Below are 15,732 nucleotides of genomic sequence, written 5' to 3'. Positions count from 1 at the left end.
TGTAGCGCTAAGCCGCGTTTTTTATGGGTTTTTGTTCTATTTGATCTTTGGGAGTGCAGATTATTTAATGCAATCGAGTAAAAGAAGTGATTACCAAATGTTGAAATAGACTTATAGGTCCTGAATGTTAACACTCACCCTATCAACACAAACTGACTTTACGTCAAGTACTTCGCTAGCTTCTTGGGAAAAAATAGCTGCATTAAATCCGTCACCAACAGAACTCCTGTAAACAACACCATCATAACCAGAAACTTTTATAAGTTCGCAAAGGTATTGACTGGGAACATAATCATAGGCCGCAGCTTGCCTCTGGACTGGCCGAGCTAACTCTTTGCCTAGCTCCTCCAAGAACTCAACTGATTGTTTTGCTGCAGATAAATCAGTTACAGCCCAAAATAATTCGAACACTGAAGCTCTCGCTTTCGGCTCTCGTAAATCTATAAGCCTAAGCCTATCTTTAAGCTTCACTTTGGATATGCTAACAGCGTCTCCTGTATGAGGCCTTACTTCTGAGACTGCCGTATTCAAACACGACGCGAGATACAAATACGGTATTCCAGCAGGATTTGCCCTACCGTGGCTAACCACCTCTTTTGGTGGAGCTAGCATTTGTTCAGCAGGATAAGGGGTTTTTCCTAGCTGAATTCTGGCTCTAAACCAAAATTCAGGCATTTGCTCATTTACAAGTAACATGTGGGGAAATAGTTTTATCACACTATTTTCTAGCTCAACCTTGTTCTTCGTAAAGTATCGATTATCGTGTTTGATTTCTTCTTTGAATGCTGACCAATTTACCGAACCTTCTGTCGAATGAGGAGGAAGTATGAATTTTTTCCTAACAATATTGCCATCATCAAGAATATCAGTTAGCAGGACTTGTGCTGTTTTGGGATTAATTCCTTTGAATAGTCCCCAGTCGGCGATGAGGCAATCTACGAGATTCAAACCTTTCGGGTCTTCTACATAGCTATCGATAATTTCTTCAAACTGATGTCTTAAGTCAGACGGTAAAACAAGCATTTGATTATCAGATTCACAATAGCCGCATCGCCCAGACTTGGGAATAAGTAGAGGGAATAGACCATACCTGAAAAAGGTGTCTCCAAAGCAATTTGCACAGCATTCCATTTCCCTGTGACACCCTTTCTATTGTTTCGATAAATAATGAGCCATTGTTTCTATGTGATGTTGCATAGATAACTTTTTCACATAACCAAGACCCGGGAAGTGTTGTGATTGGTATAGCCTTATAAACTCTTCTATAGCGGATGTTCGATATATTTTTGTCTCACTGTCACCAACATTAGTAACCAATTTTTCTAAGGCTTCAAGAAACTTACCTGCAGGATCAGTGGGTGTATCATTTCTGTCAGATTTGAAGTGATACAAATACATTTCATCGTCATTTTCATGGTCTATAAACGTTATATGTATAGCGACAGACCAAGCAGGCCCACCACTTTCAGAATAGTCATCGCCAACTATTAGAAAATCACCAAAGCCGTCAACAGACTCCTCCGTATAAGTAATATGGAGGTCTGAAAAAGGTTCGACATCTGGGTGTAGCTTGTTCGCCGAACGCTTTTTAAAGCCATCTTTAACTAATACTCTATTTGCTCCTGCAAAATGTTTTCGATATAACTTTCCACAATACTGCTCAATGAAGATATGGGTTATGTGAGTTTCAGATGGAATATTGAGTTCTAGTATTAGTTTCGGCGCAGAAAATCCCGCATGTATAAATGCTATCGGGCGATCTGAATGTTCTTGTAAAAGGCTTTGGATCTCATGCAAATCCGTTTGTTCAACTAACAAGATGCCTGCAAGGAAATTTCTATATTCACCAAAATCTTCTGTCAAAATATCTCGAATTGGCTGTGTATTATCGTCCTTATAAAAGCCGTTAGCTGGATTCAAGATAACTACCGCACTTCCATTGCTTAACCTCAAGCTTTCTAAAGTCCTTTTTAAGCCGTTTATAGCTTCCTTTACAGGTTCAATTATTGGTATGAACCCTGCAGATGCAATCAAGTCTGACTGCTCCCGTATAGTGATTAAATCGTATTGTTTTCCTCTAAAATACGGGTAATACATTATTTAATTCCATTTAAGAGCTTCAACAACTGGAGTATTAATGGCGGATAACAGCCTTAAATGATCCTTTTTCCGGATCTGAGTTGTTAGTAGCATTGGCTTAAGAGATTCTGGCAAGTTTGATATCAATTCGCTTAGGCTAACAGAACTTCTATTAGTTTTCAAAACAGAAACTATTGCTTTATGAACACTATCTTTTTCTTGTGTTAAAAAAATGTCTTTTGCTGCTTCGTACATCAAAGTGTTAGGCACTTCGGGTCGTTTAAGTCCAAGCATATCTAATACTTTCAATGACTCCTCAATTCGAAGGGATTCAAACAGAGTAGATAAATCAAGTTTTGAGACATCTTCAACAGATTCTCGTATGGTTGATAGCTGAAACCTGTCGCTTAGCAGATATATACCTACGTCTTGGGGCACTATTCTCATAACCCCAGATAGATGAGATTCCGCAACTACAACATTAACTCTCGCAAAAAAATTTCGATACTCTGATATTTGCTCTTCCAGCCTAGCCAAAGAATCTCTTTCAGATTTAATTTCGTATACAGAAGAAGTACCATTAAGAATAGCAACATCAGCTTTACACCTACCCACTCTAAATTCAGTTAGCAAGGATGCTGACTTCAGGCTATGTCGCCCCAATAACACTTTTTGGATTAAAGCGGCTTTGTAAGAGTATTCATTTCTATACTCTGTTTTTTTCAAAGTATTGAATGCAAGTTCAAAGACGTCTTTTACTGAAGCTGTGCTTTTTAACTTCATGGTCAAATCTGATTGTTCTAGCAATCTTGCAAAGGTTGGTGAACGCCCTCTTGTAGCGAACTCTTGCATCAATGAAGAGCTGAATAAGCGTGACGTTGCAGCAAGTGCAATTGAATCCATGAATGATTTTCCGACCTATATTTTCGAATCTATTTAAAGCAGAAGCTTAGCATATACAGAATGATTAGACTTTACGAATAAAAAAGCAGGCTTAACTCAGCCTGCTTTTTTGCATTTGTTAGCGTACCAACAAACTTACACGTCCAGGTTTGCAACCCGCAGCGCGTTTTCTTCGATAAAGTTACGGCGTGGTTCTACGTCGTCACCCATCAGTGTGCTGAACAGTTGGTCGGCACCTATGGCGTCTTCAATAGTCACGCGCAGCATGCGGCGAGTATTTGGATCCATGGTGGTTTCCCATAACTGCTCAGGGTTCATCTCACCCAGTCCTTTATAGCGCTGGATATATAAACCACGTTTGGATTCAGCCATCAGCCATTCAAGCCCTTCAACGAAGCTTTCGATTGGCTTGATTTTTTCACCACGACGCACATAACCACCTTCTTCAATCAGGTCAGCTATAGCGCTGCCTAATTCAACAATACGGCCGTAGTCTACTGAGGTGATAAAGTCGTAATGCAGCAGGTATTCGTTGTCGATACCGTGCTGGCGGATAATGACTTTTGGTATAAACAGATGACGTTCGCGGTCTTCGACTATAGCGTGCGCATAGCTTGAACCATCGCCTTCACGCTCTTGTAACCGAGTCACAATGTGCTTGGCCCAGCTTTCGGCTAAAGCAGCGTCTTTGCAAAGCTCAGGCGTAAGAGCAGGCACATACACCAGTTCGTTCAGTAAGTTCGATGGGATCTTACGGCTTAAACGGGTGATAGTGGCTGACACTTTATGGTACAGCTGCACCAAAGTTTCCAGCTGCAGGCCACCAATTCCAGGAGCGTCTGCATTGACATGCAGAGTAGCTTCATCCAGCGCCAGTGTGGTTAAGTATTCAGTTAAAGCCGGATCGTCTTTAATATATTGTTCTTGCTTACCTTTTTTCACTTTGTATAAAGGCGGCTGAGCAATATAGATATAACCACGTTCAATCAGCTCTGGCGTTTGACGGTAGAAGAAGGTCAATAACAGAGTACGGATGTGAGAACCATCGACGTCAGCATCCGTCATCAGGATGATGCTGTGGTAACGGGTTTTGTCCGGGTTGTATTCGTCACGGCCAATACCACAACCTAAAGCTGTGATCAGCGTGCCTACTTCCTGAGATGAAATCATCTTGTCGAAACGGGCTTTTTCTACGTTCAGGATTTTACCTTTTAACGGCAGAATAGCTTGGTTTTTGCGGTTACGGCCCTGCTTGGCAGAACCACCCGCAGAATCACCCTCTACCAGGTAAAGTTCTGATAATGCTGGATCTTTTTCCTGACAGTCGGCCAATTTACCTGGTAAACCAGCGATATCTAACGCGCCTTTACGGCGAGTCATTTCACGGGCTTTACGAGCGGCTTCACGTGCACGGGCTGCGTCAACAATTTTGCCAACAATGATACGGGCTTCACCCGGGTTTTCTAACAGGTATTCGTTCAGTTTTTCGTGCATCGCACTTTCAACTGCAGACTTCACTTCACTGGAAACCAGCTTGTCTTTGGTCTGAGAACTGAACTTTGGATCCGGCACTTTAACGCTGATCACAGCGGTTAAACCTTCACGGGCGTCGTCGCCTGTGGCCGAAACTTTCATTTTTTTAGCGTAGCCTTCGTGCTCAATATAAGTGTTTAACACCCGGGTTAACGCGGAGCGGAAACCTGCTAAGTGAGCACCACCATCCCGTTGTGGAATGTTGTTAGTGAAACAGTAAATGCCTTCCTGGAAGGAATCGTTCCACTGCATAGCTACTTCAACAGAAATACCATCTTCTTCACGGTGTGAGGTGAAGTAAAAGGCTTTCTGGTGAACCGGAGTTTTGGTGCGGTTTAAGTACTGCACAAAAGCTTCGATACCACCTTCGTATTTGAAATGGTCGGTTTTGTCATCACGCTCGTCGGTCAGAATAATGCTGACACCAGAGTTCAGGAAGGACAATTCGCGTAAACGTTTGGCCAGAATATCGTAGTGGTAATTGATATCGCTGAAAATGGTTGGGCTTGGCCAGAAACGAATAGAAGTACCAGTGCCTTCAGTTTCACCTACCACAGCTAAAGGCGCGTCTGGCACACCTAAACGGTAGATTTGTGAATGCACTTTTTGCTTACGGCGAATGGTCAGCTCTAACTTGTCAGATAAAGCGTTTACTACAGATACACCTACACCGTGCAAACCACCTGATACTTTGTAGGAGTTATCATCGAATTTACCACCGGCGTGTAATACCGTCATGATCACTTCAGCTGCAGATACACCCTCTTCGTGCATATCTGTAGGAATACCACGACCGTTGTCGCGTACTGATACTGAGTTGTCGGTATGGATAGTGACCCACACGTCAGTACAGTGGCCAGCTAAGGCTTCATCGATGGAGTTGTCGACGACTTCGAATACCATGTGGTGTAAGCCTGAACCGTCGTCCGTATCACCGATATACATACCGGGTCTTTTACGTACGGCATCCAGGCCTTTTAATACTTTGATACTCGACGAGTCGTAAATATGTTCTTCGGCCATCTTCATTCTGTCCGTATTGTTATCTGTCCGTGTTCCACGTGAAACAATGCTGGATTCACATCCGGTATTGCTGGCAGAACCTGATCAGTATTAATCGCTGAAATAAAAACCTGCGAGTTAATGGTGTTTAAAAAACTAAATATATGACGCTTGGAATTATCGTCTAATTCCGAGGCCAAATCATCAATTAATAACACTGGCTTTTTATGACCGTAGTTATAAATCACGTTACTTTGCGCAACTTTCAGCGCAAAGAGTAATACTTTAAGTTGTCCACGCGACAACACTTCTTCTACCGCCTGACCCGCTACTTTCAGCTTTAAATCCGCCTTTTGTGGGCCAAACTGACAATGTCCTAGCCGCAAATCCTGCAGAAAATTTTGCTGCAATAATTGCTGCAATTGCTCTGGTGTATCGATGCGTTCAGGCCAGCCTGAATACAACTGCATGGTTAAACCCGAAGCCCAAGGCGCATCAACCAATAATGGCTGAACCGCTGCATCTAAAGCCGAAATATAACGCTGGCGTAACGCCTGTAATTCAAATGCCAAACTGGCCAGGTTTTGGTCCCAGTAAGCATATTCATCGTTATAACGCTTTTGTGTTTTTAACAACGCATTGCGATGTTTCAGTACACGCTGCAATTTGCTCCACAAGGAATAGAAACTGTGTTCCACGTGAAACAATCCCATATCAAAAAACTGCCGTCTTTCTTTTGGGCCTCCCAATAAAAGCTTAAAGCTCTCTGGGGTAATTAGTTGAACCGGCAGTAATTGCGCCAGTTCAGAGACACGGTTCAGGTCTTCCCCGTTTAAACGCATCCGTAGTTCGCCTTCACGTTCGCGCTGCAAGCCGAGATTTAATATCTGCTGCGCCATTTCAACTTTGGCATTCAGTAAAAATGCCGGTTGTTCATAGCGGATCAGTTTTTCTGGTCTGCTGCTGCGAAAAGAACGGCCATGCGCCAAATAATAAATGGCCTCGAGCAAACTGGTTTTGCCGCTGCCATTTTCGCCATAAATCAGGTTTATCCCGGAACGAAACTCTAATTGAGCTTCGGCAATGTTGCGAAACTGCTGAATTCTAAGCGTATTTAATGCCATTCACTATAAACGCATTGGCATCACAACGTACATAGCGCCTGACTTACCGGCTACACCTTCAATCAGCGCACTGGAATTACCGTCACTTAAATGCAGCACGACCAGGTCGGTTGATAAGGTATTCAATACGTCGAGCAAGTAGCCCACGTTAAAACCAATTTCCAGCGTATCGCCCTGGTATTCCACTTCAATGCTTTCTTCCGCTTGTTCGTGCTCAGGGTTATTGGCCACAATTTGCAGTTCGCCTGAACTCAAAGTAAAACGTACACCACGGTATTTTTCGTTCGATAAAATAGAAGCTCGGACACAAGAGTCTTTTAATACATCACGGTGTGCTGTCACCAGCTTAGTGCTGTTGCGTGGCAATACACGACGATAATCAGGGAAACGGCCGTCAATCAATTTACAGCTGAAGCTGAATTGAGTGTCGGTTAAACGAATATGGTTTTGACCTAAACTTAAAGTCACCAGCTGATCATCCGCAATGAGTAAACGCATTACTTCCAGCACGCCTTTGCGCGGAATAATGATTTGTTTTTGATGACCGGCCGTCGCAGCCAGTTCAATGGAACTCATCGCCAGACGGTGACCGTCGGTAGCGACAGAACGTAAAGTGCCGTTATCTACTTCAAATAACAAACCGTTCAGGTAATAACGCACATCCTGGTTTGCCATAGAAAATGCAGTGTCGTCTAATAAATGACGCAACTGATTGCGTGGCAACTGTAAGTCGACCTCGCCTTGCCAGCTTTCTAAATTTGGATAATCGTTGGCGCTCAACGTAGATAAAGTAAATTTACTTTTGCCTGTGCTGACGACACAGTTATCACCTTGCACTGTAACGCTTAATAAAGAGGTGTCGGGCAAGCTGCGGCAAATATCCAGAATCTTTTTCGCCGGCACAGTAATACGGCCTGGGCTTATCAGTTGCTGGATAGGTGACATGGCCACCAGTTCGATTTCTAAATCGGTACCAGTCAGAATGAGCTGACCGTCTTCGCGCGCCTCAATCAACACATTCGACAAAATAGGTAAAGTATGGCGCCGTTCAATAGCACCTGACACCATTTGTAAGGGTTTGAGCAGAGCGTCGCGTTCAATAGTAAATTGCATCACCATTCCCTATTATGAAGACAATGTTCGAATTAAGTTTTGGAAATCTTCTTTAATTTCATGCGTCTCTTCTTTTAACGATTCGATTTTACGACACGCATGCAAAACAGTGGTGTGGTCACGGCCACCAAAAGCATCACCGATTTCTGGCAAACTGTGGTTGGTCAGCTCTTTCGCCAAAGCCATCGCCATTTGACGAGGACGGGCGACTGAACGACTGCGGCGTTTCGACAATAAATCCGCCACCCGTATTTTGTAATACTCGGCCACAGTTTTTTGAATATTTTCGATTGTGACTAACTTGTCTTGTAACGCCAGCATATCGCGTAATGCTTCGCGCACAAAGTCGATGGTAATAGGACGGCCAGTAAAGTTGGCGTTGGCCGAAATACGGTTTAACGCCCCTTCTAATTCACGCACATTAGAGCGAAGACGTTTAGCGACAAAAAACGCTACTTCTTCAGGCAGACGAATATTGATCTCCTGCGCTTTACGCATCAGGATCGCAACCCGGGTTTCCAGCTCTGGTGGTTCTATGGCGATAGTTAAACCCCAACCGAAACGACTTTTTAAGCGTTCTTCCACGCCGTCGATTTCTTTTGGATAACGATCGCTGGTTAAAATGATCTGCTGGTTACCTTCAAGTAAGGCATTAAAGGTATGGAAAAACTCTTCCTGGGACCGATCTTTTTTTGCAAAGAACTGAATATCATCGATAAGCAGTGCGTCCACAGAACGGTAATAGCGTTTAAATTCTTCTATCGCATTGTTTTGTAAGGCTTTTACCATATCCTGCACAAAACGTTCTGAGTGCATGTAAATGACTTTAGCATTTGGGTTTTTCGCCAGAATGCCGTTACCGACCGCATGCAATAAGTGAGTTTTACCTAAACCTGTACCGCCATATAAAAACAGCGGGTTGTACGCAGTACCCGGATTATCGGCCACTTGCTTGGCAGCAGCGCGCGCTAACTGGTTCGATTTACCTTCTACAAAGTTATCGAAGTTGTGTTTCGCATTAACGTTGCTATTCACTATAGTTTTTGGCGCTGGCTCAGGCATAGCGGCCACCGGAGCTGCAGCAGGTGCAATGCGTGGCAATTGATTCACAGGTGCGGCCAAAGGCTTTTGGGTTGAACCTACGTCAAAACGTAAACGTGGCGCATGATCGCCACAGTAGCCTTGGATCAGTTCATTGATCCGGTTCAGGTATTTGTCACGCACCCAATCCAACACAAAGCGGTTAGGCGCATACAAAGTCAGTGCGTCATGCGAGCTGTCAGCTTGTAATGGACGGATCCAGGTTCCAAAATCACGAGCTGGAAGCTCGGCCTGGAGCGCTTCGAGGCAATTTTTCCAAACGGACTGATACACCATATCTCCAAAAGCCCCTAATAATTATTATTTAGTTAGGCAGGCGTAAGTGAAAAGAGCAGCATTATCATACGATCTTATCCACAAGTTCAATATTGACTTTTGCAAAAATGCGACGAGCGGAAAAAACAATATGTAACCACTTGTTTTATAAAAGAATAAACATCTTATTCTATTTGCTGATATGTAAGCAAAATATAAGACCAAAGCGGTCCAAAAACACAAATTTTTTAAAACAACTCACATTTTATCCCAGTTGAACCACCTGCCTTGTGGACAACTTTTAAAGATCGATAAAAAATAATGATCAGATCAGCAGAAACACAAGGATCTGCATTGACAACAGCTGCCGACCCGCTTAGAATTCGCGCTCTTTTTTAATCGCTGCGTTTTGGTTTTTACTAAAACACAGACCCTTAGTAAATATCGACCGGACGGACGAAGTTATGAAAAGAACATTTCAACCTAGCGTTTTAAAACGTGCTCGCGTCCACGGCTTCCGTGCTCGCATGGCTACTAAAAATGGCCGCCAAGTGATTGCACGTCGTCGTGCTAAAGGCCGCAAGCGCTTAACAGTCTAGTCAGATTCGTAAGCGCTGCGTGGTCAGCTATACATTCAGCAGGGAGTTACGTCTGTTAACTCCCCGCGAATTCGACAATGTCTTCCAAAATCCTTTCAGGGTTTCTTCTCCTCTCTTTACCATATTGTGTAAACCTACTCAGTCTACTCATCCAAGACTTGGTCTGACTATTGCCAAAAAACGTGTTAAATTAGCCACGCATCGAAACCGTATAAAAAGATGTTCACGGGATAGCTTTCGGCTACACCAACATGAACTTCCGCCTGTTGATTTAGTTTTGATGGTAAAAGGTGATATCAGCAACACGCCCAATGAAGAATTGCACAAGCAACTGGATAAGTTATGGGGCAAAATAGCTCGCCAATACAAAACACTGGTGCAAGACTGCTAATTTCCACTGTACGTGGTTATCAGAAGTTGATCAGTCCGTTATTTGGACCCAGTTGCCGGTTTTATCCCACCTGTTCTCATTACGCTATTGAAGCCATAGAACGCTTTGGTGCCGTAAAAGGTGGTTGGTTAACTACAAAACGTTTATTAAAATGTCACCCCTTACATCCCGGTGGTGAAGACCCGGTTCCACAAAAGCAGAAAGAGACTAACTAACAGATGGATTCTCAACGCAGTTTATTAGTAATCGCACTCGCCTTCGTTAGCTTATTGTTATGGCAAGCATGGCAAACCGATCACGCGCCTAAACCAGTAACTCCTGTTACTGAACAAAGCACAACCAGTTCTGCTGGTTCAGCGGATTTGCAATTAAGCAGTTCAGGTACTTCGGCTCAACCTGCAGCTGCTGTTGCAGCTCAGCAAGTGATCACTGTCAGCACTGATGTATTAAAAGTGCAAATCGACACCAGAGGTGGCGATATTGTTGACTTAACTTTGCCTGCTTTTACTTTAACCAAAGACAGCGACCAGCCTTATCAGCTGATGCGTAAGCTCAATGGTTTTGAGTATGTGGCTCAGTCAGGCTTATTGGCCGATGGCCCGGATGACAAACGCAACAGCGGTCGTCCTGTCTACAGTGCAGCCCAAACCAGTTACACGCTTGCCAATGGCGAACAGCAAGTGGTAGTGCCTTTAACTTTCAGCCACAACGGCTTAGAGATTGAAAAACGCTACACCTTTACCGCTGGCAAATATGATGTCCGGGTAGAATATCTGCTGAAAAATACCACAACAGGCACTAAGCTGGTTCAGCCTTATCAACATCTGGTGCAAACCATTGATAACGGCGAAGGCAGCAATATGATGATGCCTATTTACCGTGGTGCGGCGTTCTCTACTTCTGAAAAACGTTATGAAAAATACGATTTTGAAGATATGCAGGAAACCAACCTGGCTAAATCCACTAAAGGTGGTTGGGTCGCTATGCTGGAGCACTATTTTGTTGCAGCCTGGGTTCCGGAAAAAACTGCAGACAACCAGTTATACAGCTTAGTGAATAATGGCAATGGTGTAGTTGGCGTCAAAGGCCCTGAATTAACTATTGCTGCTGGCGAAAACCTGACTATAGCTTCTACTTTTTATGCTGGCCCCAAAAATCAGGATAACTTAGCAGCTATTGCGGATGGCCTGGATCTGACAGTGGACTACGGCTTCTTATTTTTTATCTCTCAGCCATTATTCTGGTTACTGACCTTTATTCAAAGTTTTGTCAGCAACTGGGGTGTTGCCATTATTATGATCACCCTGCTGGTAAAAGGTGCGATGTACCCGCTGACCAAAGTGCAGTACGAGTCTATGGCCAAGATGCGTAATCTGAAGCCAAAAATTGACGAACTGCAGGCACGTTATAAAGACGACCGCTCAAAAATGGGCCCTGCCATGATGGAACTGTACCGCAAAGAAAAAGTAAACCCTATGGGTGGCTGCTTGCCTATGCTGGTGCAAATGCCTATCTTCCTGGCTTTGTACTGGGTGTTTGTAGAGAGTGTGGAATTACGTCAGGCTCCGTTTATGTTATGGATCCAGGATTTATCCACCCAAGACCCCTACTACGTATTACCAGTGCTGTTTGGTATCAGTATGTTTGTGATGCAAAAACTGACGCCTATGACAGTGACAGATCCTATGCAGCAAAAAATTATGCTGTGGATGCCAGTGGTGTTCTCAGTATTCTTCCTGTGGTTCCCAAGTGGTCTGGTACTGTACTGGTTAGTCAGCAACCTGATTTCTTTAGCCCAGATGCTGTATATCTACCGTGGTATGGAGAAGAAAGGCTTATACACTAAGGCCTAAGGCTCCTGAGCTACACTTTAAAGGCCTGTTCTCAGGCCTTTTTGTTTTTCTACATTTGAACATTTGGTTTCTTAAGACGAGGTTTTATGTACAGCACAGACACTATTGCAGCTCAGGCCACAGCCACAGGTCGTGCCGGTGTAGGAATAATCCGGGTATCAGGCCCTGCCGTGTCTGCAGTGGCTTCAGCCATTCTGGGCAAAGTACCTAAACCTCGTACTGCTGAATACCTGCCGTTTTTAGATGCACAAAAGCAGACTCTGGATCAGGGCATAGCGCTGTATTTCCCAGGCCCCAATTCCTTTACCGGTGAAGATGTGCTGGAATTACAAGGCCACGGCGGCCCAGTACTTTTAGATATGCTGCTGCGCCGAGTGCTGGAAATGAAAGATGTGCGTATAGCGCGACCAGGCGAGTTCTCCGAACGGGCATTTTTAAACGACAAATTAGATTTAACTCAGGCTGAAGCCATAGCCGACTTAATTGACGCAAGCTCTGAACAAGCAGCCCGCTCCGCTATGCATTCATTGCAGGGAGAGTTCTCGCGTAAAATACACGACCTGGTCGAAAAAGTGATTTACCTGCGGATTTACGTCGAAGCCGCTATCGACTTTCCGGACGAAGAAATCGACTTTTTATCTGATGGCAAAGTAGCAGGTGACTTAGCAGACATTATTTCTGATTTAGCTGGCATCCAGAAACAAGCCACTCAAGGCAGCATATTGCGTGAAGGTATGCGCGTAGTGATTGCAGGCCGACCCAATGCCGGAAAATCCAGTTTATTAAACGCTTTGGCAGGCCGTGAAGCCGCAATAGTGACAGAAATAGCGGGCACTACCCGTGATGTACTGAGAGAACATATTCATATCGACGGTATGCCTTTGCATATTATCGACACTGCAGGTTTACGTGAAGCCACAGACAAAGTGGAACAAATAGGGATAGAACGCGCCTGGCAGGAAATAGAACAAGCAGACCGCGTACTCTTTATGGTTGATGGCACCACGACTAGCGCCACCAGCCCGGCAGAGATTTGGCCAGATTTTATGTCACGTTTACCTAAAGACTTAGGCTTAACAGTGATCCGCAACAAAGCCGACTTAACAGGCGAAACTACAGGTGCCAGCCAGGACGGTGACTATCCGGTATTTCATATCTCGGCCAAAACCAATTCCGGTATCGAAGAGTTACGGGATCACTTAAAGGCCTGCATGGGTTTTGACGCCAATACCGAAGGCAGCTTTATCGCCCGCCGCCGCCATTTAGACGCGCTGGAACGCGCTGCAGAGCATTTGGCCATAGGCGATGCTCAGTTGCATAACCACTTAGCGGGCGAGCTGTTAGCCGAAGAACTGCGCCTGACTCAGCAGCACCTGAATGAAATTACCGGCGAATTTAGTTCGGATGATTTATTGGGCAGGATTTTCTCGAGCTTTTGTATCGGCAAATAAGTTAAGGAGACGGTGTGACGACTAAACTTATCCGTAACAGTACCGCTGAATTTCTTATATTCACTGGACAGTCTGGTGAACAGAGTATTGAAGCACGTTATGAAGATAACACTATTTGGTTAAGTCAGAAGCTTATGGCTCAGCTCTTCGAAGTTCAGCCACAAAATATTACTCAACATCTGAAGAACATTTATGCCGATGGTGAACTTACAGAGAAAGCAACTTGTAAAGAACTCTTACAAGTTCAAACAGAGGGAAACAGGCAAGTAAGCCGTAAGCAAAAATTCTACAACCTGGACGCTATTATCTCCGTTGGCTATAGGGTTAACTCGCTTCGTGCTACCCAGTTTCGACAATGGGCAACCCAAGTGCTGCGAGAATTTTCCATTAAAGGTTATGTCATTGACAAAGAACGCATGGAAAACGGTAGTTTCCTTGGGGAAGACTATTTTGAGCGTTTGTTGGAAGAAATTCGTGAAATCCGTCTGTCGGAACGGCGGTTTTACCAAAAAATTACCGACATTTATGCCTCCAGCATCGATTACAACAAAGATGCGCCAACCACCAAACAATTTTTTGCCACAGTACAAAATAAACTGCATTTTGCTATTCATGGCCATACGGCTGCTGAGTTGATCAAAGAACGAGCCGATAGCACTCAACCTCATATGGGATTAACCAATTGGGCTAAAGCACCTCAAGGTAAAATCCTGAAAACAGATATTGACGTGGCGAAAAATTATCTTCGTCAGGACGAATTGCAGTCTTTGGGCCGAATAGTCAACGCCTACCTTGATTTGGCGGAAGAAAGAGCCAGACGCAAAATACCCATGACCATGGAAGACTGGTCCAAAAGGTTGGACGCATTTTTAGAATTTGATGACCGTGAAGTTCTAAAAGATAGCGGTTCTATCAGTGCGGCTCTTGCAAAACAATATGCAGAGTCGGAGTTTGATAAGTATAGAGTTATTCAGGATCAGCTGTTTGAAAGTGACTTTGACAAAATGATCAGTAAAGTGCAACACGATAAGCCACACAAGAAGTAACACTTTGCCAGATAAACCACATCACTCTTTTTCTCCCCGCATGGCCAGATGATCGCTGGCGGTGCGGCGGATCAGCAGTGTCAGTACTCCTGCTCCAGATAAAGTAATAACGCTTGCCAGCAGTAAACCTGAATCAAAACTGCCGCTTTGTTTGGCCAGATAACCACTGATGGCCGGAGCCAGCACTTGCGCTGTGCCATAACAAAGCGTCATCTTGCCCATCAACTGAGCTGGTTTTTCCGGTAATAAGCGCCCTGCCATCGTCAGCATTAAGCTGACGCAACCCACAAAACTAATACCAAATAAAAAAGCACTGAAGAACAACACCAAGCTCTGACTCCACAGCACGGGTAACACAATAGCCAAGGCGTTTAATAGCAAAGCCCAGCGTAAACTGACTAAATAACCTGAACCTCGTGCGATACGATCCCAGAGTATCGCTGCTGGTGCTGCACCTAGACCTAAAACAAAAAATGCCCAGTTACCAAAACCTGCCAGTTCTGCATTTTGACTGGCCATAGCGACAATAAAAGTGATAGTGACCACATAACCATAACCGGCGCAGAAATACATTAAAAATAAAGGCCAGAGGAAACTACGGGGCAAGGCTAAAGGTGTTGCATCTGTGTTGTTGCTCGATAACGCCAGCTGTGGTGCAGGCAACCAGCGCCAGGCTGGAATTATCAGCACCAATCCAAGCAGACTAAGCGCCAGCCATTGCTGATCCCAACTCAAAGCCGCAGCGCTAAGCAGCTCTACTAATAAAGCTACTAAAGCTATACCCAATCCTAAGCCTGCAAAATGCAAACCGAGTTCAGCTTTAGCACCACGTGCAGCCAGCTGCTGCAAAATAAGGCCTGAAGCCAATAACATCGAAGCAGCCGAACTTAAACCCGCCAAGAAGCGCCACAAGCCCCAAAACAGCGGATCTGAACTATAAGCTGTGGCTAGTGTGCTTAGGACCGCAAAAACTAAACCTATACGGTAAGCATAAAATTTCCATTGCCAGTCTTTTAGCCGCACAGCCAATAAAGCACCGGCAAAATACCCCAGATAGTTCACTGCTGCTAAATAACCAGCCAAAGCTTCAGTAAGACCAGCACCGGACATTAAAGGAATAAGCGGAGTGTAAGCAAAACGCGCTATGCCTAAACACAACAGTTGACTAAAAAAACCAGCCAACAGGATGCTGCGGGCCACAGGATCAGACATAAATATCCTTATTTTTAACATCCGCACTTTTTAACCAGACTGGCATGCAACACAAAGCAAAGCTATAGGC

The 15,732-nt window shown here is 44.4% G+C and carries 14 protein-coding genes; 6 read left to right on the top strand and 8 right to left on the bottom strand.

Annotated features, from left to right (window positions below; translation table 11 throughout):
- Positions 1–111: 111 nt before the first annotated feature.
- The 7 genes from LSG37_RS13490 to dnaA all read right to left on the bottom strand — a co-directional run bounded on the left by LSG37_RS13490 (position 112) and on the right by dnaA (position 9,128).
- Positions 112–1,023 (bottom strand): RES family NAD+ phosphorylase, encoded by a 912-nt coding sequence (locus tag LSG37_RS13490; RefSeq protein ID WP_233080370.1) that lies wholly within the window; start codon positions 1,021–1,023, stop codon positions 112–114.
- 126 nt (positions 1,024–1,149) lie between these two features.
- Positions 1,150–2,097, bottom strand: coding sequence for a sce7725 family protein (locus tag LSG37_RS13485; RefSeq protein WP_233080369.1), 948 nt, complete (start codon positions 2,095–2,097; stop codon positions 1,150–1,152).
- A 3-nt stretch (positions 2,098–2,100) separates the two neighbouring features.
- Positions 2,101–2,982: a sce7726 family protein gene (locus LSG37_RS13480; RefSeq protein ID WP_233080368.1), complete on the bottom strand. Its 882-nt coding sequence runs from the start codon at positions 2,980–2,982 to the stop codon at positions 2,101–2,103.
- Positions 2,983–3,117: 135 nt separating this feature from the next.
- Positions 3,118–5,538 carry a DNA topoisomerase (ATP-hydrolyzing) subunit B gene (gyrB, locus tag LSG37_RS13475; protein ID WP_233080367.1) on the bottom strand — a complete coding sequence of 807 codons (2,421 nt, stop codon included), beginning with the start codon at positions 5,536–5,538 and terminating at the stop codon, positions 3,118–3,120.
- Between the two features lie 2 nt (positions 5,539–5,540).
- A complete protein-coding gene (recF, locus tag LSG37_RS13470) occupies positions 5,541–6,641 on the bottom strand; it encodes a DNA replication/repair protein RecF (RefSeq protein WP_233080366.1) in 1,101 nt (366 codons plus the stop codon).
- A 3-nt stretch (positions 6,642–6,644) separates the two neighbouring features.
- Positions 6,645–7,754, bottom strand: a complete 1,110-nt coding sequence (gene dnaN / locus LSG37_RS13465) for a DNA polymerase III subunit beta (RefSeq protein WP_008897169.1) — start codon at positions 7,752–7,754, stop codon at positions 6,645–6,647.
- 12 nt (positions 7,755–7,766) lie between these two features.
- Entirely contained in the window at positions 7,767–9,128 is a 1,362-nt protein-coding gene (gene dnaA / locus LSG37_RS13460) for a chromosomal replication initiator protein DnaA (RefSeq protein WP_008897168.1), read from the bottom strand.
- 446 nt (positions 9,129–9,574) lie between these two features.
- Between dnaA and rpmH the strand changes: the two genes are divergently transcribed.
- From rpmH to LSG37_RS13430, 6 genes are all read left to right on the top strand, one after another.
- Positions 9,575–9,709 carry a 50S ribosomal protein L34 gene (gene rpmH / locus LSG37_RS13455; RefSeq protein WP_008897167.1) on the top strand — a complete coding sequence of 45 codons (135 nt, stop codon included), beginning with the start codon at positions 9,575–9,577 and terminating at the stop codon, positions 9,707–9,709.
- Between the two features lie 19 nt (positions 9,710–9,728).
- Complete coding sequence (rnpA, locus tag LSG37_RS13450) at positions 9,729–10,100, top strand: ribonuclease P protein component (protein WP_127026396.1); 372 nt, start codon at positions 9,729–9,731, stop codon at positions 10,098–10,100.
- A complete protein-coding gene (yidD, locus tag LSG37_RS13445; protein WP_008897166.1) occupies positions 10,052–10,315 on the top strand; it encodes a membrane protein insertion efficiency factor YidD in 264 nt (87 codons plus the stop codon). Before rnpA ends, yidD begins: the two co-directional genes overlap by 49 nt.
- A 3-nt stretch (positions 10,316–10,318) precedes the next feature.
- Complete coding sequence (gene yidC, locus LSG37_RS13440) at positions 10,319–11,953, top strand: membrane protein insertase YidC (RefSeq protein WP_233080365.1); 1,635 nt, start codon at positions 10,319–10,321, stop codon at positions 11,951–11,953.
- Positions 11,954–12,039: 86 nt separating this feature from the next.
- Positions 12,040–13,404: a tRNA uridine-5-carboxymethylaminomethyl(34) synthesis GTPase MnmE gene (gene mnmE, locus LSG37_RS13435; protein WP_233080364.1), complete on the top strand. Its 1,365-nt coding sequence runs from the start codon at positions 12,040–12,042 to the stop codon at positions 13,402–13,404.
- A 14-nt stretch (positions 13,405–13,418) separates the two neighbouring features.
- The gene (locus LSG37_RS13430; protein ID WP_233080363.1) at positions 13,419–14,450 is read left to right on the top strand and encodes a virulence RhuM family protein; all 1,032 of its coding nucleotides are present in this window, start codon (positions 13,419–13,421) and stop codon (positions 14,448–14,450) included.
- A 21-nt stretch (positions 14,451–14,471) separates the two neighbouring features.
- Here the strand turns inward: LSG37_RS13430 and LSG37_RS13425 are convergent, their stop codons facing one another.
- The gene (locus tag LSG37_RS13425; protein WP_233080362.1) at positions 14,472–15,662 is read right to left on the bottom strand and encodes a YbfB/YjiJ family MFS transporter; all 1,191 of its coding nucleotides are present in this window, start codon (positions 15,660–15,662) and stop codon (positions 14,472–14,474) included.
- Between the last annotated feature and the right edge of the window lie 70 nt (positions 15,663–15,732).

Origin of the sequence: Rheinheimera soli (assembly GCF_021290985.1) — a bacterium.
GTDB lineage: Bacteria > Pseudomonadota > Gammaproteobacteria > Enterobacterales > Alteromonadaceae > Pararheinheimera > Pararheinheimera soli.
Note: the sequence above shows the minus strand (reverse complement) of the source record. Positions and strands in the feature narration are given on the sequence as shown.